22 protein-coding genes are annotated in these 18,192 nt (G+C 38.9%); 21 read left to right on the top strand and 1 reads right to left on the bottom strand.

All coding sequences use genetic code 11. From position 1 onward, the window contains the following. The first annotated feature begins 75 nt into the window (after positions 1 to 75). From hprK to ACXYSK_RS03870, 19 genes are all read left to right on the top strand, one after another. Entirely contained in the window at positions 76 to 1,011 is a 936-nt protein-coding gene (hprK, locus tag ACXYSK_RS03960; RefSeq protein ID WP_458625117.1) for an HPr(Ser) kinase/phosphatase, read from the top strand. Further along, the gene (gene lgt / locus ACXYSK_RS03955) at positions 1,004 to 1,792 is read left to right on the top strand and encodes a prolipoprotein diacylglyceryl transferase (RefSeq protein WP_458625116.1); all 789 of its coding nucleotides are present in this window, start codon (positions 1,004 to 1,006) and stop codon (positions 1,790 to 1,792) included. Before hprK ends, lgt begins: the two co-directional genes overlap by 8 nt. Before the next feature lies 1 nt (position 1,793). Next, entirely contained in the window at positions 1,794 to 2,177 is a 384-nt protein-coding gene (locus tag ACXYSK_RS03950) for a DUF948 domain-containing protein (RefSeq protein WP_045615599.1), read from the top strand. A gap of 14 nt (positions 2,178 to 2,191) precedes the next feature. Further along, positions 2,192 to 2,587, top strand: coding sequence for a YtxH domain-containing protein (locus tag ACXYSK_RS03945; RefSeq protein ID WP_006150786.1), 396 nt, complete (start codon positions 2,192 to 2,194; stop codon positions 2,585 to 2,587). Between the two features lie 85 nt (positions 2,588 to 2,672). Beyond that, a complete protein-coding gene (hemW, locus tag ACXYSK_RS03940; protein WP_458625115.1) occupies positions 2,673 to 3,803 on the top strand; it encodes a radical SAM family heme chaperone HemW in 1,131 nt (376 codons plus the stop codon). Positions 3,804 to 3,807: 4 nt separating this feature from the next. Beyond that, a complete protein-coding gene (locus tag ACXYSK_RS03935) occupies positions 3,808 to 4,545 on the top strand; it encodes an acyl-ACP thioesterase domain-containing protein (RefSeq protein WP_458625114.1) in 738 nt (245 codons plus the stop codon). A gap of 10 nt (positions 4,546 to 4,555) precedes the next feature. After that, positions 4,556 to 5,329, top strand: coding sequence for a TIGR01457 family HAD-type hydrolase (locus tag ACXYSK_RS03930; protein WP_458625113.1), 774 nt, complete (start codon positions 4,556 to 4,558; stop codon positions 5,327 to 5,329). After that, positions 5,319 to 5,942, top strand: a complete 624-nt coding sequence (locus tag ACXYSK_RS03925; protein WP_458625112.1) for a TIGR01906 family membrane protein — start codon at positions 5,319 to 5,321, stop codon at positions 5,940 to 5,942. The genes ACXYSK_RS03930 and ACXYSK_RS03925 overlap by 11 nt, the downstream gene beginning before the upstream one ends. Positions 5,943 to 6,088: 146 nt before the next feature. Beyond that, on the top strand, positions 6,089 to 6,490 hold the full coding sequence (locus tag ACXYSK_RS03920) for a Spx/MgsR family RNA polymerase-binding regulatory protein (RefSeq protein WP_373115371.1): 402 nt from the start codon (positions 6,089 to 6,091) through the stop codon (positions 6,488 to 6,490). After that, on the top strand, positions 6,491 to 6,769 hold the full coding sequence (locus ACXYSK_RS03915) for a UPF0223 family protein (protein ID WP_458625111.1): 279 nt from the start codon (positions 6,491 to 6,493) through the stop codon (positions 6,767 to 6,769). Continuing rightward, complete coding sequence (locus ACXYSK_RS03910) at positions 6,759 to 7,526, top strand: inositol monophosphatase family protein (protein ID WP_458625110.1); 768 nt, start codon at positions 6,759 to 6,761, stop codon at positions 7,524 to 7,526. Before ACXYSK_RS03915 ends, ACXYSK_RS03910 begins: the two co-directional genes overlap by 11 nt. A gap of 6 nt (positions 7,527 to 7,532) precedes the next feature. After that, positions 7,533 to 8,846 (top strand): RsmF rRNA methyltransferase first C-terminal domain-containing protein, encoded by a 1,314-nt coding sequence (locus ACXYSK_RS03905; RefSeq protein ID WP_458625109.1) that lies wholly within the window; start codon positions 7,533 to 7,535, stop codon positions 8,844 to 8,846. A 110-nt stretch (positions 8,847 to 8,956) separates the two neighbouring features. After that, positions 8,957 to 9,835, top strand: coding sequence for a phosphate ABC transporter substrate-binding protein PstS (locus ACXYSK_RS03900; RefSeq protein ID WP_458625108.1), 879 nt, complete (start codon positions 8,957 to 8,959; stop codon positions 9,833 to 9,835). Beyond that, on the top strand, positions 9,835 to 10,752 hold the full coding sequence (gene pstC, locus ACXYSK_RS03895) for a phosphate ABC transporter permease subunit PstC (protein WP_223334186.1): 918 nt from the start codon (positions 9,835 to 9,837) through the stop codon (positions 10,750 to 10,752). Before ACXYSK_RS03900 ends, pstC begins: the two co-directional genes overlap by 1 nt. Continuing rightward, positions 10,742 to 11,626: a phosphate ABC transporter permease PstA gene (gene pstA, locus ACXYSK_RS03890; RefSeq protein ID WP_458625107.1), complete on the top strand. Its 885-nt coding sequence runs from the start codon at positions 10,742 to 10,744 to the stop codon at positions 11,624 to 11,626. Before pstC ends, pstA begins: the two co-directional genes overlap by 11 nt. A 10-nt stretch (positions 11,627 to 11,636) precedes the next feature. Then, the gene (pstB, locus tag ACXYSK_RS03885) at positions 11,637 to 12,440 is read left to right on the top strand and encodes a phosphate ABC transporter ATP-binding protein PstB (RefSeq protein WP_316107928.1); all 804 of its coding nucleotides are present in this window, start codon (positions 11,637 to 11,639) and stop codon (positions 12,438 to 12,440) included. Between the two features lie 12 nt (positions 12,441 to 12,452). Next, on the top strand, positions 12,453 to 13,211 hold the full coding sequence (gene pstB, locus ACXYSK_RS03880) for a phosphate ABC transporter ATP-binding protein PstB (protein ID WP_458625106.1): 759 nt from the start codon (positions 12,453 to 12,455) through the stop codon (positions 13,209 to 13,211). Between the two features lie 10 nt (positions 13,212 to 13,221). Further along, positions 13,222 to 13,875, top strand: a complete 654-nt coding sequence (phoU, locus tag ACXYSK_RS03875; RefSeq protein WP_178895157.1) for a phosphate signaling complex protein PhoU — start codon at positions 13,222 to 13,224, stop codon at positions 13,873 to 13,875. 157 nt (positions 13,876 to 14,032) lie between these two features. Beyond that, positions 14,033 to 14,848: an ABC transporter substrate-binding protein gene (locus ACXYSK_RS03870; protein ID WP_458625105.1), complete on the top strand. Its 816-nt coding sequence runs from the start codon at positions 14,033 to 14,035 to the stop codon at positions 14,846 to 14,848. 118 nt (positions 14,849 to 14,966) lie between these two features. Here the strand turns inward: ACXYSK_RS03870 and ACXYSK_RS03865 are convergent, their stop codons facing one another. Continuing rightward, on the bottom strand, positions 14,967 to 16,295 hold the full coding sequence (locus ACXYSK_RS03865) for an aminotransferase-like domain-containing protein (RefSeq protein ID WP_458625104.1): 1,329 nt from the start codon (positions 16,293 to 16,295) through the stop codon (positions 14,967 to 14,969). A 329-nt stretch (positions 16,296 to 16,624) separates the two neighbouring features. Between ACXYSK_RS03865 and budA the strand changes: the two genes are divergently transcribed. Beyond that, positions 16,625 to 17,353 carry an acetolactate decarboxylase gene (gene budA / locus ACXYSK_RS03860; RefSeq protein ID WP_458625103.1) on the top strand — a complete coding sequence of 243 codons (729 nt, stop codon included), beginning with the start codon at positions 16,625 to 16,627 and terminating at the stop codon, positions 17,351 to 17,353. A 12-nt stretch (positions 17,354 to 17,365) separates the two neighbouring features. Next, positions 17,366 to 18,118, top strand: coding sequence for a YhfC family intramembrane metalloprotease (locus tag ACXYSK_RS03855; protein ID WP_458625102.1), 753 nt, complete (start codon positions 17,366 to 17,368; stop codon positions 18,116 to 18,118). The last annotated feature ends 74 nt before the right edge of the window (positions 18,119 to 18,192 follow it).

Below are 18,192 nucleotides of genomic sequence, written 5' to 3'. Positions count from 1 at the left end.
AAAGACTGTTAAAAACATAAACTTATTTCTACAATCTGATATAATAGTAGGAGAACCTTATTGAAGGAGAAAAATATGTCGGTTTTAGTTAAAGAAGTAATTGATAAACTCAGACTAGACATTGTCTATGGTGAGCCAGAATTACTTGAAAAGGAAATCAATACGGGCGATATTTGTCGACCAGGTCTCGAAATGACGAGCTATTTTGATTACTATACTCCAGAACGTATCCAACTGTTGGGAATGAAGGAGTGGTCCTATCTCATTAGTATGTCTTCTCACAACCGCTACCAGGTTTTGAAGAAATTATTTCAACCAGAAACACCTGCAGTTATTGTTTCGCGTGGTTTAGTAGTTCCAGAAGAAATGCTAAAGGCTGCTAGAGAATGTAAAATCGCTATTTTAACAAGTCGTACTGCAACCAGTCGTCTATCTGGTGAACTATCAAGTTACTTGGACTCTCGTTTGGCCGAACGCGCAAGTGTGCATGGTGTTTTGATGGATATCTATGGTATGGGTGTTCTGATTCAAGGTGATAGTGGTATCGGTAAGAGTGAAACTGGACTTGAACTTGTCAAACGTGGTCACCGTTTAGTTGCAGATGACCGTGTGGATATTTATGCTAAAGATGAGATGACACTTTGGGGTGAGCCAGCAGAAATCTTGAAACATTTGTTAGAAATCCGCGGCTTTGGTATTATTGATATCATGAGCCTTTATGGGGCTAGTGCCGTTAAGGATTCTTCACAAGTTCAATTGGCTGTCTATCTAGAAAATTACGATACCGATAAGGTCTTTGACCGTTTGGGGAATAATGCGGAAGAATTGGAAATCTCAGGTGTTTCTATTCCACGTATTCGTATCCCAGTAAAAACAGGACGTAATATCTCTGTCGTTATCGAGGCGGCTGCAATGAATTATCGTTCGAAGGAGATGGGCTTTGATGCGACACGCCTCTTTGAAGAACGATTGACAAAACTAATTGAAAGGAACGAGATGAAGAATGATTGATCCAGTTGCTTTTCAAATTGGTCCTTTGGGTATTAGATGGTATGCACTCTGCATCGTTTCAGGTCTTATTTTAGCAGTCTATCTTGCAAGTAAAGAAGCACCAAAAAAGAACATCTTATCCGATGACATTTTAGACTTTATTTTAATTGCTTTTCCTTTAGCTATCATTGGTGCTCGACTTTATTATGTCATTTTTAGATTTGACTACTATAGTCAGCATATGGGAGAGATTTTTGCCATCTGGAATGGTGGTCTTGCCATATACGGCGGTTTAATCACCGGAGCAATCGTACTCTATTTCTTTTCTGATCGTAGATTAATCAACACATGGGATTTCTTGGATATTGCAGCTCCGAGCGTTATGATTGCGCAGAGTCTAGGACGTTGGGGAAATTTCTTTAACCAGGAAGCCTACGGAGCAGCTGTTGAAAATCTTGATTACCTACCTGGTTTTATTAAGAATCAGATGTATATCGATGGCTCATATCGGCAACCAACCTTCCTTTATGAATCTATCTGGAATCTCATTGGGTTTACGTTGATTATTATTTTTAGACGTCGATTAAAGAGTATTCGTCGTGGTTATATCACTGCCTTCTATCTAATTTGGTATGGATTTGGACGTATGATCATTGAAGGTATGCGAACAGATAGTCTCATGTTCTTTGGACTTCGAGTATCTCAATGGTTGTCAGTTCTATTAATTGGACTTGGAATTTATATTATCGTTTATCAAAATCGAAAAAAAGCACCATTTTATAATGTGAAAAAGGAGAATTAAAATGTTAGAAGTTGCTTATATCATTGTGGCAATTGCCTTGGTTGTATTCTTAGTTTATCTGATTATTACCCTTCAAAAAGTTGGTCGTGTAATCGATGAAACTGAAACGACTGTTAAAACCTTAACTTCAGATGTAAATGTTACTCTACATCACACAAACGAACTACTTGCAAAGGTCAATGTTCTTGCTGACGATATCAATGTTAAAGTTGCAACGATTGATCCACTCTTTACAGCAGTTGCAGATCTTTCTGTTTCTGTTTCTGATCTAAATGAGCAAGCTCGTGTCTTGAGTAAAAAAGCTTCATCTGCAGGTTCAAAAACTTTAAAGACTAGTGCTGGTTTGTCTGCCATTCGTGTTGCAAGTAAATTTTTTAAAAAATAAAAAGGAGATAGCTCATGGGTAAATTATCATCAATCCTTTTAGGAACTGTTTCAGGTGTTGCCGTTGCTTTATTCCTAACAAGTGAAAAAGGGAAACGAGTTACGAGTCGAGCACAAGACTTTATTGAAGATTTGAAAGAAGATCCTGAATACGCTAAAGAACAAGTCTGCGAAAAGTTGACTGATGTCAAAGATCAAACCAAAGAATTTGTTCTTAAAACAAAAGAACAAATCGAATCTGGGGAAATTACTCTCGATACCGTCCTCGATAAAGCAAAATATCACGCTCAACAAGCTACTGAAGCTTCGAAAGAAACCTTGAACAGTCTCAAAGAACAATTGGAAGAAAAAGTAGTTGTTGAAGATCAAGAAGATGGTCAAGAAATTGTCATCGATATTCAAGAAGACTAAATAGAATCGCCATTTCCTGATTTTCAAATGAATCAGGAATGGTGATTTTTTTCTTGAGTGAACTCTTTGTGGTATAATAAATACTATGCAGAAGAAACCGACATCAGCTTATGTGCACATTCCATTTTGTACACAAATCTGTTATTATTGTGACTTTTCAAAAGTTTTTATCAAGAATCAACCGGTGGATAGCTATCTAGAGCATCTACTGCAAGAATTTCATTCTTATGATATTCAAAAATTACGTACACTCTATATTGGAGGTGGAACACCGACAGCCTTGTCTGCGCCACAGTTAGAGTTGCTTCTGGATGGATTGACTAAAAACTTAGATTTATCAGTCTTAGAAGAATTGACCATTGAGGCCAATCCCGGTGATTTGGATGCTGATAAGATTGCTGTTTTGAAAAATTCTGCAGTCAATCGTGTTTCACTAGGTGTTCAGACCTTTGATGACAAAATGTTGAAAAAAATAGGGCGTAGTCATTTGGAGAAGGATATTTATGAAAATATTGACCGCCTCAAATTGGCTGGTTTTGATAATATCTCTATTGATTTAATCTACGCACTTCCTGGTCAGACTATGGACCAGGTTAAGGAGAATGTTGCCAAGGCTATCGCTCTGGATATTCCTCATATGAGCCTTTATAGTTTGATTTTGGAAAACCATACGGTCTTTATGAATCGTATGAGACGAGGGAAATTACCTCTTCCTAAGGAAGAATTAGAAGCTGAGATGTTTGAGTATATCATTTCAAAGCTAGAAAAAGCTGGCTTCGAGCATTATGAGATTTCTAATTTTTCTAAACCAGGATTTGAAAGTCGTCACAATCTTATGTACTGGGATAATGCTGAGTATTATGGTATTGGTGCAGGTGCATCTGGCTATGTAGATGGTATTCGCTATAAAAATCATGGGCCTATTCGCCATTATTTAAAGGCAGTAGAAGATGGGAATGCTCGTATCAACGAAGAACATCTGACTCAAAGGGAGCAAATGGAAGAAGAGATGTTCCTTGGACTTCGCAAGAAGTCTGGAGTTTCCATGGAGAGATTTGAAGAAAAATTTGGACAGTCTTTCCAAGAACTTTATGGGGACATCATCAAAGACTTGATTCAACAAGGTCTTATGCAGGTTGATGGCGATCATGTTCGTATGACTAAGAGAGGTCTCTTCTTAGGTGATACAGTAGCAGAAAGATTTATATTGGAGTAAAATTATGGGCTTAACTTATCAAATGAAAACTAAAATCCCTTTTGATATGGCTGACATGAACGGTCATATCAAGCTACCAGATGTTATCTTGTTATCCCTACAAGTATCAGGAATGCAATCAATTAATCTAGGAGTGAGTGACAAGGATGTTTTAGAACAGTATAATCTAGTTTGGATTATCACTGATTATGATATCGATGTGATTAGACTTCCTCGTTTTGCTGAGGAAATTACCATCGAAACAGAGGCCTTGAGCTACAATCGTCTATTTTGCTACCGCCGATTTACTATTTATGATGAAGATGGTCAAGAAATCATTCGCATGGTAGCTACATTTGTCCTTATGGATCGTGATAGTCGGAAGGTTCATCCTGTAGAACCTGAAATAGTCTCACCTTATCAATCTGAGTTTTCTAAGAAACTGATCCGTGGACCAAAATACGCTGAGTTGGAAGAAGCGATTAGCAAGGACTATCATGTCCGTTTTTACGACTTAGATATGAATGGCCATGTCAATAATAGCAAATACCTAGACTGGGTTTTTGAAGTTATGGGGGCAGATTTTCTAACCAATCATATTCCTAAAAAAATCAACCTCAAATATGTCAAGGAAGTTCGACCAGGTGGTATGATTACTTCTAGTTATGAATTGAATCAACTAGAAAGCAATCACCAAGTCACAAGTGATGGCGATATCAATGCTCAGGCAAAGATAACTTGGCAAAAAATTAACAAAGATTAGAAAGAAACGTATGACTTATAAAGGTTATTTAATCGATTTAGACGGAACGATTTACAAGGGTAAAGACCGCATCCCTGAAGGAGAAGCTTTTGTTCATGACTTGCAAAAGCGTAGAATTCCCTACCTTTTTGTAACTAACAATACAACTCGCACACCTGAAAGTGTTCAGGAAATGTTGGCTAAGCAGTTTGATATTGATACTCCTGTGTCAACCATTTATACTGCAACCTTAGCGACTATTGATTACATGAATGATTTGGGGCTTAAAAAGACAGTCTATGTGATTGGAGAAGCAGGGCTCAAGGAAGCCATTCAAGCAGCAGGCTACGTTGAAGATAAAGAAAATCCAGCCTATGTTGTTGTTGGTTTGGACTGGCAGGTCGACTATGAAAAATTTGCTACAGCGACCCTAGCTATCCATAAAGGTGCTCATTTTATCGGTACTAATCCAGATTTGAACATCCCAACGGAACGAGGCCTTTTACCTGGTGCTGGTTCGCTGATTACTCTGCTCGAAGCAGCAACTCGCGTAAAGCCAGTTTATATTGGGAAACCTAATGCGATTATTATGGACAAAGCTGTTGAACATCTAGGACTTGAACGTCAAGAAATTGTCATGGTGGGGGATAATTATCTTACTGATATTCGAGCTGGTATCGATAATGGAATTCCAACTTTGTTAGTAACTACTGGTTTTACAAAACCTGAAGAAGTAGCGGATTTACCAATCGCCCCAACCCATGTCCTCTCAAGTCTAGCGGAGTGGAATTTTGATGAAAACTAAGTTAACTTTTGGAGGAAGTCTCCTTTTCCTCCTTTCGCTTTCTATTTTATTGACCATTTATCTAGCTTGGTTCATTTATCCTCTGGAAATTTCTTGGTTAAACTTGACAAATCGTGTTCATCTGCAACCTCAGACCATCCAACATAACTTTAATGTTTTGATGGATTATTTGACCAATCCATTGAGTCAAGTATTGAAAATGCCAGATTTTCCTTCGTCTGCCTCTGGGATTCATCATTTTGAGGTTGTCAAGGGACTCTTTCACCTAGCGCAAGGAGTAGCGATAGTTACCCTACCGATTTTTTATCTTTTTTGGAAGCAAGTCATTCAGAAAGGTTTTCTGTCTCTACATCGCAGAGGTCTCTTGATTATGCTGTCTTTACCTTTGGTTCTTGGTTTAGTTGGTGTCTTCATTGGGTTTGAACAATTCTTTACCTTGTTTCATCAAATTCTTTTTGTAGGTGATGATACCTGGCTTTTTGATCCAGCAAAAGATCCAGTCATTCTCATCCTACCAGAGGACTTTTTCCTGCATGCCTTTCTCCTATTTTTCTGCTTATATGAGTTAATTTTTGGATTTATGTACCTTAAAAGTCGAAAAACAGGCAATTAAAAGATTAGATGCATAAAAATGTTTTAAAAGAATGTGCGAAAAACCTATTTTTCTTGAAAAAATAGGTTTTTTTACGGAAATAACTAGTCAAGCGCTTTATTTTTTTGTATAATAGAATGAGAAAAGTATGCAAAGAAGAGAATAGCATGATTACACTATTTTTATCACCGAGTTGTACATCATGTCGTAAGGCAAAGGCCTGGCTAGATAATCATAAGGTGCCTTTCCAAGAGCACAATATTATGACCAGTCCTTTATCAAGAAAAGAATTGCAACAAATTCTTTCCTTGACCGAAAACGGTACCGATGACATCATTTCAACTCGTTCAAAAATTTTCCAAAAGTTAAATATCGATGTGGAAAGTATCTCGGTGACGGAGTTGCTTAGTTTAATTGAGCAATACCCTAGTCTTTTGCGTCGTCCTATTATCATTGATGATAAACGTATGCAGATTGGCTTTAATGAAGATGAGATTCGTGCGTTTCTTCCTCGTAGTTATCGTAAGCAAGAATTGAAAGAGGCTACATTGAGAGCTGGTATTAATTAGATGAATAAACAGTATAGTTACCCACTAGATTTGTCGTGGAGCACTGAAGAACTTGCTTCAGTGCTTTCTTTTTTTAATGATGTTGAAGCTGCCTATGAAACCAAGGTAGAAGCAAAACAACTATTAGATTCCTACAAGGTATTCAAATCAGTTGTGCCCAGCAAGAGCGAAGAAAAACGTTTGGGACGTGAATTTGAAGCAGTTAGTGGATATTCTTTCTACCGTGCAGTCCAATTGGCAAAAGAAAAAGGAGAAGGGAAGATTTCACTTGGAAAATAAATTTACATTTGCCAAAGAAATTGTTAGGGAAGCTGGAGAGTATATTCTCGAGCATATGAAAGAAGATCTCCATGTTGAGAGAAAATCTTCGCCTACAGATTTGGTCACTAAGTTAGATAAAGAAGTTCAAGCCTTTCTTATTGAGAAAATTCGTTCTCGCTATCCAGATGATTTGTTTTGTGCAGAAGAAGGATGTATGCGTGCAGCAGTTGGACAAGGTTGTGTATGGATTATTGATCCTATTGATGGAACCAATAACTTCGTAGCACAGGGGGAAGATTTTGCAGTAATGCTAGCCTATTTTGAGGATGGTGTTGGGAAATTTGGGATTATCTATGATGTTATGAAAGGCGATTGCTACCATGGTGGAGGAGACTTTCCGCCTTGTCGCAATGATGAACCTTTACCAGCATTTAAAAAGAAACCGTTAAGAGAATTTTTGGTGGCTGGTAATTCTGGTATGCTAGAAACCAACGAATGGGGCTTAGCAGACTTGGGAAATGCTGCACTTGGCACACGAGTTTATGGCAGCGCTGCGATTAGTTTTGCAAAGGTGCTATCAGGTCGACTACTAACGTATATCACTTATCTTCAACCCTGGGATTATGCAGCAGCGAGTATCCTAGGTGAAAGTTTAGGTTATAAGGTTCTTACGATTGCTGGTGAGGAAGTTGATTTCCAAACACGGCAGGCCGTAATGATGGTACCAGTCGAGATGCAAGATGAAATTCAATCCTATATCTACGAAAGGAAATAATCTTAAATGCAATTTCCAGAAGGATTTGTAAAAAAATATGAAACAATATTGGGAGATGAGGCAAGAGCTTTTCTTGCCTCTTTTGATGATGAAGCCGTTTCTGCTTTTCGTGTCAATCCCTTAAAAGAAAGTCAAGTTTCTTTTTCAGACGCTATTCCAAATACACCTTGGGGCTACTATGGTAAGGTTTCTGGAAAGTCTCCAGAGCATGTAACTGGTCTGGTCTATTCCCAAGAACCAGCTGCACAAATGGTGGCGCAAGTAGCTCATCCAACTCCTGGCATGAAGGTCTTGGATTTGGCAGCAGCACCAGGTGGAAAATCGACACAATTGGCAGCCTATCTAGAAGGTGAGGGGCTTCTCGTTTCCAATGAAATTTCAAGTAAGCGAGCAAAAATACTGGTTGAAAATATGGAACGTTTTGGTGCGACTAATGTCGTTGTGACCAATGAATCAGCAGACCGTTTAGCTAAGATTTTTAAAGGCTATTTTGACCTAATCGTTTTAGATGCACCTTGCTCAGGAGAAGGGATGTTTCGTAAACAACCTGACGCTATGGATTATTGGAGTGTCGATTATCCTAGTCAGTGCGCTAGTTTACAACGTGAGATTTTAGCAGATGCAGTTACTATGTTGGCTGATGGTGGTCGACTAATCTATTCAACCTGTACCTGGGCGCCAGAAGAAAATGAAGAAATCATTAGCTGGCTCATGGATAATTATGACTTTGAACTCATTCCAGTAGAACATATAAATGGTATGTCACAAGGAATCAACCAAGCTGAGACTGCTAGAATGTACCCTCATCACTTTAAGGGAGAAGGTCAGTTCGTGGCCCATCTTCAGTTTAAAGGTCAAAACAAGGCTGGGAAGTTCAAACCTTCTAAATCAAACCTTTCTCGTGAACAACTTTCCTTGTGGCAGGATTTTGAGAAGAAACATTTAAAAGAAAAATTGACTGGAGTCTTACAAGTTTTTGGAGACCAACTGTATTTGTTACCAGAAGTTCTACCGGATTTAGGAAAACTTAGAATTGCTCGGAATGGACTACATCTTGGAACTTTTAAGAAAAAACGTTTTGAACCAAGCTTTGCTCTTGGCCTGGCTTTAAAACCGAGTCAAGTAAAGCAAGTTATTGAGATTCATCAAGAAGATTTTGTCAAATACGTATCTGGTGAAACAGTTCAATTGTCTGAAACTCAGCAAAATGGTTGGTACCAAGTTTTAGTTGGTGGGAATGGTCTGGGCTTTGCAAAAGTGACCGGAAATACTCTAAAGAATTATTTCCCTAAGGGCTTGAGGTTTAAGGTAAAAAACTAGTCAAAATCAGTATTCTATGTTATAGTGGAAGTATGGAATTTTCGTGAAAATTAATGGAAAATAAGGGCGAAATTCCAAGCTATTCATCATTATTTTCAAGGAGACAAATAGTGAAAAAATTTAAAAAACTCACCATTTCTCTTGCAACTCTTTTACTTGCTGGTTCGCTAGCAGGATGTGCAAGTTGGATTGACCGTGGGGAGTCTATGACGGCTGTTGGTTCAACCGCCCTTCAACCTTTAGTCGAGGCGGCAGCAGATGATCTTGCGTCAACTCACATCGGTAAAACAGTCAATGTTCAAGGTGGTGGATCTGGTACAGGTCTATCTCAAGTTCAGTCAGGTGCAGTAGATGTTGGAAACTCTGATGTATTTGCTGAGGAGAAAGACGGGATTGATGCAACTGCTCTAGTTGACCATAAGGTAGCCGTTGCTGGAATTGCTGTTATTATTAATAAAGAGGTGGATGTCGATGATCTAACGACAGACCAGCTCCGTCAAATCTTTACAGGAGAAATTACCAACTGGAAAGAAGTTGGTGGGAAAGATTTGGCTATTTCTATTATCAACCGTGCTGCGAGTTCAGGTTCTCGTGCGACCTTTGATAGTGTGATTATGAATGGTCAATCAGCGATTCAGAGTCAGGAGCAAGATTCAAATGGTATGGTTAAATCAATCGTTTCCCAAACCCCTGGAGCTATTTCCTACCTAGCATTTGCATATGTTGATGATTCCGTTGGGACCATCAAACTTAATGGTTATGAACCAATCTCTGAAAATGTAACCACTAATAATTGGCCTTTGTGGTCTTATGAACACATGTATACTCTTGGTGAGCCAAATGAATTGGTTGCAGAATTCTTAAACTTTGTCCTTTCAGACGAAGTTCAGAACGGAATCGTTAAGGGAATGGGCTATATTTCTGTCAAGGAAATGAAAGTCGAAAAAGATGCTGCAGGTACTGTGACAGCGCTAGAAGGGAGCCAATAATGAATCAAGAAGAATTATCTAAAAAATTGCTCTCTCCGTCAAAGAACTCTCGTCTTGAGAAATTAGGGAAAAGTCTGACTTTTGCCTGCCTCTCTTTGATTGTTATTATTGTGGCTATGATTTTAATCTTTGTAGCCCAAAAAGGCTTGTCCACTTTCTTTGTTAATGGTGTGAATATCTTTGATTTTCTTTTTGGTGCAACTTGGAATCCGTCAGGTAAACAATTTGGTGCTCTTCCAATGATTTTAGGTTCCTTTATTGTTACTATCCTGTCAGCTCTTATTGCAACACCATTTGCCATTGGTGCAGCAGTCTTTATGACAGAAGTATCACCAAAAGGGGCAAAGATTTTGCAACCTGCTATTGAACTCCTAGTTGGGATTCCTTCAGTAGTTTATGGATTTATCGGTTTGCAGGTCGTAGTACCATTTGTACGCACTGTCTTTGGTGGTACTGGTTTTGGGATTTTGTCAGGGATTTTCGTTCTCTTTGTTATGATTTTGCCAACTGTAACCTTCATGACAACTGATAGCCTACGTGCGGTTCCACGTCACTACCGTGAAGCAAGTTTAGCTATGGGAGCAACTCGTTGGCAGACCATTTGGCGTGTAACCTTGAAGGCTGCTCGTTCAGGTATTTTTACGGCTGTAGTCTTTGGTATGGCGCGTGCTTTCGGTGAAGCCCTTGCGATTCAGATGGTTGTTGGTAACTCAGCAGTTGTTCCAACATCATTGACAACACCAGCAGCGACGTTAACATCTGTATTGACTATGGGAATTGGTAATACAGTTATGGGAACTGTTGATAATAATGTTCTTTGGTCACTGGCCTTAGTATTGCTCTTGATGAGTTTGGCCTTTAACAGTGTGATTAAATTGATTACGAAAGAAAGAGGAAAGAAAAACTATGCACGCTAAGAAATTAGATAAACTTGCAACAGCTGTCCTCTATACCATCGCAGGAATCATTGTCACTATTCTGGCTTCCTTGATTCTTTATATCTTGGTTCGAGGCTTACCTCATGTTTCATGGTCCTTCTTGACTGGGAAATCATCTTCTTACCAAGCAGGTGGAGGTATTGGAATTCAGCTTTATAATTCCTTCTTCCTTTTGGTCATTACCCTGTTCATCTCTGTTCCCCTATCAATGGGGGCTGGAATTTACTTGGCTGAGTATGCTAAAAAAGGTCGTGTTACCAATTTCGTTCGTACCTGTATTGAGATTTTGTCTTCTCTACCATCTGTTGTTGTAGGTCTCTTTGGTTACCTCATCTTTGTAGTTCAGTTTGAGTATGGATTTTCTATTATTTCAGGTGCCTTGGCTTTAACGGTCTTTAACCTTCCGCAGATGACTCGTAACGTTGAAGACAGTTTGAAGCACGTTCACCATACACAACGTGAAGCTGGTTTGGCGCTTGGACTTTCTCGTTGGGAAACAGTTCTTCATGTTGTCATTCCTGAAGCTCTTCCCGGTATTGTAACGGGGATCGTGCTTGCATCAGGTCGTATCTTTGGTGAAGCTGCAGCCCTAATCTACACAGCAGGACAATCTGCTCCAGCTCTTGACTGGTCAAACTGGAATATTCTCAGCGTAACAAGTCCAATCTCAATTTTCCGTCAAGCAGAAACCTTGGCTGTCCATATCTGGAAAGTCAACAGTGAAGGAACTATTCCTGATGGAACTCTTGTTTCAGCAGGTTCTGCTGCGGTGCTTCTCATCTTTATCTTGATCTTTAACTTTGGAGCACGTAAACTTGGAAGCTATCTACATAAGAAATTAACAGCTGCCTAAAGGAGAAGCCATGTCAAAATATAATTGGGATGAAAAGCATATCATTACCTTTCCAGAAGAAAAAGTGGCCCTCTCTACTAAGGATTTACATGTTTACTACGGTAAAAACGAATCCATTAAGGGCGTCGATATGCAATTCGAAAAAAATAAAATCACAGCCTTGATTGGTCCGTCTGGATCAGGGAAATCAACCTACCTTCGCAGTCTCAACCGTATGAATGATACCATTGATATTGCTAAGGTGACAGGACAAATTCTCTATCGAGGTATTGACGTTAACCGTCCTGAAATTAATGTTTATGAAATGCGTAAACATATCGGAATGGTGTTCCAACGTCCAAATCCATTTGCTAAATCAATCTACCGCAACATCACCTTTGCACATGAACGTGCAGGAGTTAAGGACAAGAAAGTTCTTGATGAAATTGTAGAAACCTCACTTCGCCAGGCTGCCCTTTGGGATCAGGTAAAAGATGACCTTCATAAGTCAGCCTTGATGCTTTCAGGTGGTCAGCAGCAACGTCTCTGCATTGCTCGTGCTATTTCTGTAAAACCAGATATTCTCTTGATGGACGAACCTGCATCAGCCTTGGATCCGATTGCAACAGCTCAACTTGAGGAAACTATGTTGGAGTTGAAGAAAGACTTTACCATTATCATCGTAACCCACAGTATGCAACAGGCTGCGCGTGCTAGTGACTATACAGGATTTTTCTACTTGGGTGATTTGATTGAGTATGATAAAACTGCTAATATTTTCCAAAATGCTAAGCTACAGTCAACCAATGACTACGTAACTGGACACTTTGGTTAGAAAGGGAACAGTATGACAGAACCGATTTTGCAGGTTAAAGACCTGTCTGTTTATTACAATAAAAAGAAGGCTTTGAATAGTGTTTCCTTATCTTTCCAACCCAAGGAAATCACAGCTCTTATCGGACCATCAGGCTCAGGGAAGTCAACCCTACTCAAAGCTATTAACCGAATGGGTGACCTTAATCCTGAAGTGACGACAACTGGATCAGTGGTTTATAATGGGCACAATATCTATAGTCCGCGTACTGACACGGTTGAATTACGTAAGGAAATCGGGATGGTTTTCCAACAACCTAATCCATTCCCAATGTCTATCTACGAAAATGTTGTTTATGGTCTCCGCATTAATGGGGAAAAAGATAAGAACGTTTTGGATGAAGCGGTGGAGAAAGCTTTACAGCGTGCTTCAATCTGGGATGAGGTCAAAGATCGCTTGCATGATTCAGCAATTGGTCTTTCAGGCGGTCAACAGCAACGTGTCTGTGTAGCCCGTGTCTTGGCGACTAGTCCAAAGATTATTCTTTTGGATGAGCCAACCTCGGCCTTAGACCCTATCTCAGCTGGAAAAATCGAAGAAACCCTATATAGTCTCAAGGACAAGTACACTATGCTCTTGGTAACTCGTTCTATGCAGCAAGCATCTCGAATCTCTGATAAAACAGGCTTTTTCCTTGATGGAGATTTGATTGAATTTAACGATACCAAGGAAATGTTCCTCTACCCACAACATAAGGAAACAGAGGATTATATTTCAGGTAAATTTGGATAAGGAGAAAAAGATGTTACGATCTCAATTTGAAGAAGATTTAGAGAAATTGCATAATCAATTTTATGCTATGGGACAAGAAGTTCTTTCCCAAATCAATCGTACAGTACGAGCTTTTGTGACACATGACCGTGACTTGGCAAAAGAAGTTATCGAGGAAGACGCAGAAGTAAATGAATACGAAGTAAAACTTGAAAAGAAATCATTTGAAATTATTGCACTTCAACAGCCTGTTTCACAAGACTTGCGTACAGTGTTGACAGTCCTAAAAGCTGTATCAGACTTAGAACGTATGGGTGACCATGCGGTATCTATTGCGGAAGCAACTATTCGTATGAAGGGTGAACAACGTATCCCAGCAGTTGAGGAAGAAATCAAAAACATGGGACGCGATGTTAAAGATTTTGTGGAAACAACTCTTGAACTTTACCTTAACGGATCAGTTGATAAGGCCTACGAAGTTGCAACCATGGATGAAAAAATCAACCATTACTTTGAAAATATTCGAGATCTGGCAACTGAAGAAATCAGAAAGAATCCAGATGCTATTGTCACAGGTCGCGATTACTTCCAAGTGATTTCATACTTGGAGCGCATCGGTGACTATGCAAAGAATATCTGTGAATGGGTTGTTTACTTTGAAACAGGTAAGATTGTCGAATTGTAAAATTGATTAAATATACAGAAAAAGAAGCCTAATAATGAATAAAAGCTTCTTTTTTTGTTTAAGAGAATGAAAAAATAAATAAATATTAAATTTATACTTGACAAGCGAGGCTTACTGAGTTATAATTATACAAAATTGATAGAGAGGTTGTTTATTTATGAAATTAAAAAAATGGATATTTGTCTTATGTAGTTTTCTTGCAAGTTTCTTTTTAGTTGCTTGCCAATCATCTAGCTCAAGCTCACAGTCTGCAGTAGAGGCAATCAAACAAAAAGGTAAATTAGTGGTCGCAACTAGCCCAGACTATGCACCATTTGAATTTCAAGCACTTGTGGATGGCAAGAACCAAGTCGTCGGTGCTGATATTGATATGGCACAAGCTATTGCTGATGAACTTGGAGTGAAATTGGAAGTTTCAAGCATGAGTTTTGATAATGTCTTGACCAGTCTTCAAACAGGGAAAGCAGATTTGGCCATTGCGGGAATCAGTGCAACTGAAGAAAGAAAAGAAGTCTTTGATTTCTCAATTCCTTACTATGAGAACAAGATTAGCTTCCTAATCAGAAAAACTGATCTTGAAAAATACAAAGATTTGGATTCTCTAGCAAGTGCAAATATTGCAGCTCAAAAAGGAACTGTCCCTGAATCTATGGTCAAAGAGCAACTTCCTAAAGCGCAGTTGACTTCATTGACAAATATGGGTGAAGCTGTTAATGAACTTCAATCAGGTAAGGTTGATGCTGTTCATATGGACGAGCCAGTAGCCCTCAGCTATGCAACAAAAAATGCTGACTTGGCTGTCGCAACAGTAAGCTTAACTATGAAAGAAGGCGAAGAAAATGCAATTGCTATCAAGAAAGGCAATTCAGATTTGAAGGAAGTAGTTGATAAGGTTATTCAAAAACTGAAAGATGACGGTACTTATCAAACATATCTTGAAAAAGCTGCCAAGCTAACAGAAGTAGAGCAATAAAAAATAACAGAGGCTGGGACAAAAGTCCTAGCCTCTCAATTGTCATTGGATTATCAAGCAAGACGCAGTGGTTGAGTGGGCTCTACTACGCTGATTTCATCAGCTTTTACAGCCTTACTCAACTGTGCGGAGGTGGGACGACGAAATCGAATTCTAACGAATTACCGATTTCTGTCCCACTCTCTGTTTTTAAGTAATTTAATGTTGTTTCAAGATTTTCTAAAGGAATCTTAGCAAATTGATAAGGGCAAGTCTCAATGTAGGACGATTCGAAAAAGTCTAGATTTAAAGAGCTATGTTTGAGGCTTGCAATCTTAGGATAGTTCCTGAGATCAAGCAGAAGTCCATCATGGAGAGGATAGTTTGGTAGGGAAAGGGGATAAGATTTTAATAGCTTATGAATGAAGTCTTGACTTTTCTCTTGCAGTGCCAATCTTGCTACTCTATTTTTTTCAAAGAGTTGACTATCAATATAGAGTGATAAAGCCTTTTGCATAATGAGGTTGTTATCATAGTCCAGAATGTTTTTATAGGCCACAAAAGGACCTTTAATAGGATTTGGAAGTATGAGAGCAGTGATTCGAAGTGCAGGGAAAATACTTGTAGAAAAAGACTTGATGTAGATGACCAAATCATTTTGGTCCAAATAATGAAAGGTTTGTCCCATTTTAGGATCTAGATCTCCTAGATAATCATCTTCAACGATATAAATTTGATATTTGGCTGCTAGATCAAGGATAGCACGTTTCTCCTCTTCAGAATATGAATGACCCAGAGGATAGTGGAATCGAGGAATGGTGTAGAAAAATTTAATGTTACCACTTTTAAAATGTTTCTCAAGTTCTTTCAGGTCAATGCCATCCACCCGACGTTCAATGGTTTGATAGGGAAGATTTTGAGCCAGCAGAAGTTGGTTCATTCGGTGATAGGTTGGTTGTTCGACCAGTATTTCTTGGCCCTTACCTGGAAAGTCAATTTGAGAAAGAATAAACAGTGCTTGCTGGGTTCCAGTTGTCATGACTAACTGGTCTGGTTTGCTATAGATTGCTTGGTCAAAGAGTAAGGAATGAACAGACTTTCGTAATTCTTCTAAGCCTTCTTGGTGTTCATAGTAGTTGTAGAGATAGTTTTCTCGACCAATTAAGCTTTCATTAACACAAAGGCGAAAGTCGTCATAGGCAGCAACATGCTCGTCATTCACTGAAATTAATAGGTCTTCGTGACTACTTTGTTGTTCTAAAACATAATAGCCACTTTGAGGTTTGGAGTAGATGTATTTCTCGTGTCGGAGTTCCAAGAGTGCACGCTGAATGGTGTCCTTACTGCAGCGAAATTCCTGACTGAGTTTTCGGATAGAAGGCAGGCGACTTCCTGTTTGAAGTTTTCCTGATTCAATCTCTTCTTTTAGATAGCGAACAACTTGTTCATACTTGCTTTCTTGCTTCATTCCAGACCTCTCTTGATTTTGTTACATTGTACCTTTTTTTTGGACGTTTGACAATGTTATACTCTTTGAAAATCTCTTCAAACCGTGTCAACGTCGCCTTGCCGTATATATGTTACTGACTACGTCAGTCTTATCTACAACCACAAAGCAGAGCTTTGAGCTGACTACGTCAGTCTTATCCACAACCTCAAAACAGTGTTTTGAGCAACCTGTGGCTAGTTTCCTAGTTTGCTCTTTGATTTTCATTGTGTATTAAAAGGGAGTCTAGCATTCAATTCTAGTAAGAAATATGATATACTTAGAAAGTAAAATTTTCAAAGAATAGTGAGATGATGAAGGTGCAAGAACCAGTGAAATTATTCCAATATAATACTTTGGGAGCCTTGATGGCAGGACTTTACGGTGGAACCATGACCGTTGGTGAATTGCTTGAACATGGTGATTTAGGGTTAGGAACCCTGGATTCTATCGATGGAGAGTTAATTGTCTTAGATGGTAAAGCCTATCAGGCTAAAGGGTCAGGTGACAAACCTGAAATCGTAGAAGTTTCACCAGATGCCTTGATTCCTTATGCGGCAGTCGTACCCCACCAGGCAGAAGTTATTTTCCGTCAGCGTTTTGAAATGACTGATCAGGAACTAGAAAAACGTATCGAGTCCTATTATGATGGAGAAAATCTTTTCCGTTCGATTAAGATTCATGGTGATTTTAAACACATGCATGTTCGCATGATACCAAAATCGACAAGCGAAACTAAGTTTGCTGAGGTTGCGACTCATCAGCCTGAATATAGTTGCGAAAATATCTCTGGGACTATCGTTGGATTCTGGACACCTGAAATTTTCCATGGTGTTAGTGTTGCAGGCTATCATTTGCACTTTATCTCAGATGACCTAACCTTTGGTGGTCACGTGATGGATTTTGTCATCAAGGAAGGTATTGTAGAGGTTGGAGCTGTCGATCAGTTGGATCAACGTTTTCCTGTCCAAGACCGTCAGTACCTCTTTGCTAAGTTTAATGTTGATGAGATGAAAAAAGATATCGATCAGGCTGAATAAAAGGAGAAAAGTATGAAAATTCATGTAATAATTACTATGATAGCTTTAGTTGTATTTCTTATAGCAGCTATTTGGTACGCAAGAAAGAAATACAAGATTAATTTTGCAGTATTGGGATTGGGGGCAGTTGCATTCTTTGTTTCTTCTCAAGTCTTAGAGAAAATTGTTCATCTCCTAGTTCTTCATCCACAAAAGGATGGGACTATTTCGCTCATGACGGAAAATCCTCTTCTCTATGTAATTTATGGAATCAGTATGGCTGCTCTCTTTGAAGAAACAGCTCGCCTTGTTTTCTTTAAATGGTTGGAGAAGAAGAGAAACTTGGAAGATTCAGATGCCCTAGCTTATGGATTGGGGCATGGTGGATTGGAGTTGCTCTACCTAGGAATGGGAAGTTTGATTAGTCTTTTGATTCTTTTTTCATTATTAGAGTCTTCAAATCCCGATGTAGCAAATCTCCTTCCCAAAACTACTCTCGAAACAGTTCAATCTCTATCTGCTTGGCAGGTTTATTTACTAGGTGTTGAACGTATACTTGCTCTGGTGATGCAAATTGGTCTCTCTTTCTGGGTTTATCAAGCAGTCCGTCAAAAGAATTGGATTTATCTAGTAGCTGCTTATGGTTTACATGCCTTCTTTGATCTAGCTCCTAGTCTTTCACAGGTTGGTTGGATTTCAAATCCGCTTCTTGTCGAAGGATTGTTAGCAGTGGAAGTTGTTTTATTTGTATACTTTACAAAAACTATCTTGTATAAAAAACAATAAACTAAAAGAGGCCTAGCCTCTTTTTCATTTGTATCAATAAAAAAGCTCATCAAATCATCGAAAAAAATCGCTAA

The sequence above is a fragment of the Streptococcus sp. V919 genome (genome assembly GCF_054353475.1).
Note: the sequence above shows the minus strand (reverse complement) of the source record. Positions and strands in the feature narration are given on the sequence as shown.

Bases quoted from the DNA above. Each gene is read 5' to 3' on its own strand.
- pstC (WP_223334186.1), top strand. From the start codon at position 9,835: ATGAATCAAGAAGAATTATCTAAAAAATTGCTCTCTCCGTCAAAGAAC.
- ACXYSK_RS03915 (WP_458625111.1), top strand. From the start codon at position 6,491: ATGAATAAACAGTATAGTTACCCACTAGATTTGTCGTGGAGCACTGAA.
- ACXYSK_RS03905 (WP_458625109.1), top strand. From the start codon at position 7,533: ATGCAATTTCCAGAAGGATTTGTAAAAAAATATGAAACAATATTGGGA.
- ACXYSK_RS03945 (WP_006150786.1), top strand. From the start codon at position 2,192: ATGGGTAAATTATCATCAATCCTTTTAGGAACTGTTTCAGGTGTTGCC.
- ACXYSK_RS03870 (WP_458625105.1), top strand. From the start codon at position 14,033: ATGAAATTAAAAAAATGGATATTTGTCTTATGTAGTTTTCTTGCAAGT.
- phoU (WP_178895157.1), top strand. From the start codon at position 13,222: ATGTTACGATCTCAATTTGAAGAAGATTTAGAGAAATTGCATAATCAA.
- hemW (WP_458625115.1), top strand. From the start codon at position 2,673: ATGCAGAAGAAACCGACATCAGCTTATGTGCACATTCCATTTTGTACA.
- hprK (WP_458625117.1), top strand. From the start codon at position 76: ATGTCGGTTTTAGTTAAAGAAGTAATTGATAAACTCAGACTAGACATT.
- pstB (WP_316107928.1), top strand. From the start codon at position 11,637: ATGTCAAAATATAATTGGGATGAAAAGCATATCATTACCTTTCCAGAA.
- ACXYSK_RS03930 (WP_458625113.1), top strand. From the start codon at position 4,556: ATGACTTATAAAGGTTATTTAATCGATTTAGACGGAACGATTTACAAG.
- pstB (WP_458625106.1), top strand. From the start codon at position 12,453: ATGACAGAACCGATTTTGCAGGTTAAAGACCTGTCTGTTTATTACAAT.
- ACXYSK_RS03950 (WP_045615599.1), top strand. From the start codon at position 1,794: ATGTTAGAAGTTGCTTATATCATTGTGGCAATTGCCTTGGTTGTATTC.
- ACXYSK_RS03925 (WP_458625112.1), top strand. From the start codon at position 5,319: ATGAAAACTAAGTTAACTTTTGGAGGAAGTCTCCTTTTCCTCCTTTCG.
- budA (WP_458625103.1), top strand. From the start codon at position 16,625: ATGATGAAGGTGCAAGAACCAGTGAAATTATTCCAATATAATACTTTG.
- ACXYSK_RS03855 (WP_458625102.1), top strand. From the start codon at position 17,366: ATGAAAATTCATGTAATAATTACTATGATAGCTTTAGTTGTATTTCTT.
- ACXYSK_RS03865 (WP_458625104.1), bottom strand. From the start codon at position 16,295: ATGAAGCAAGAAAGCAAGTATGAACAAGTTGTTCGCTATCTAAAAGAA.
- ACXYSK_RS03920 (WP_373115371.1), top strand. From the start codon at position 6,089: ATGATTACACTATTTTTATCACCGAGTTGTACATCATGTCGTAAGGCA.
- ACXYSK_RS03935 (WP_458625114.1), top strand. From the start codon at position 3,808: ATGGGCTTAACTTATCAAATGAAAACTAAAATCCCTTTTGATATGGCT.
- lgt (WP_458625116.1), top strand. From the start codon at position 1,004: ATGATTGATCCAGTTGCTTTTCAAATTGGTCCTTTGGGTATTAGATGG.
- pstA (WP_458625107.1), top strand. From the start codon at position 10,742: ATGCACGCTAAGAAATTAGATAAACTTGCAACAGCTGTCCTCTATACC.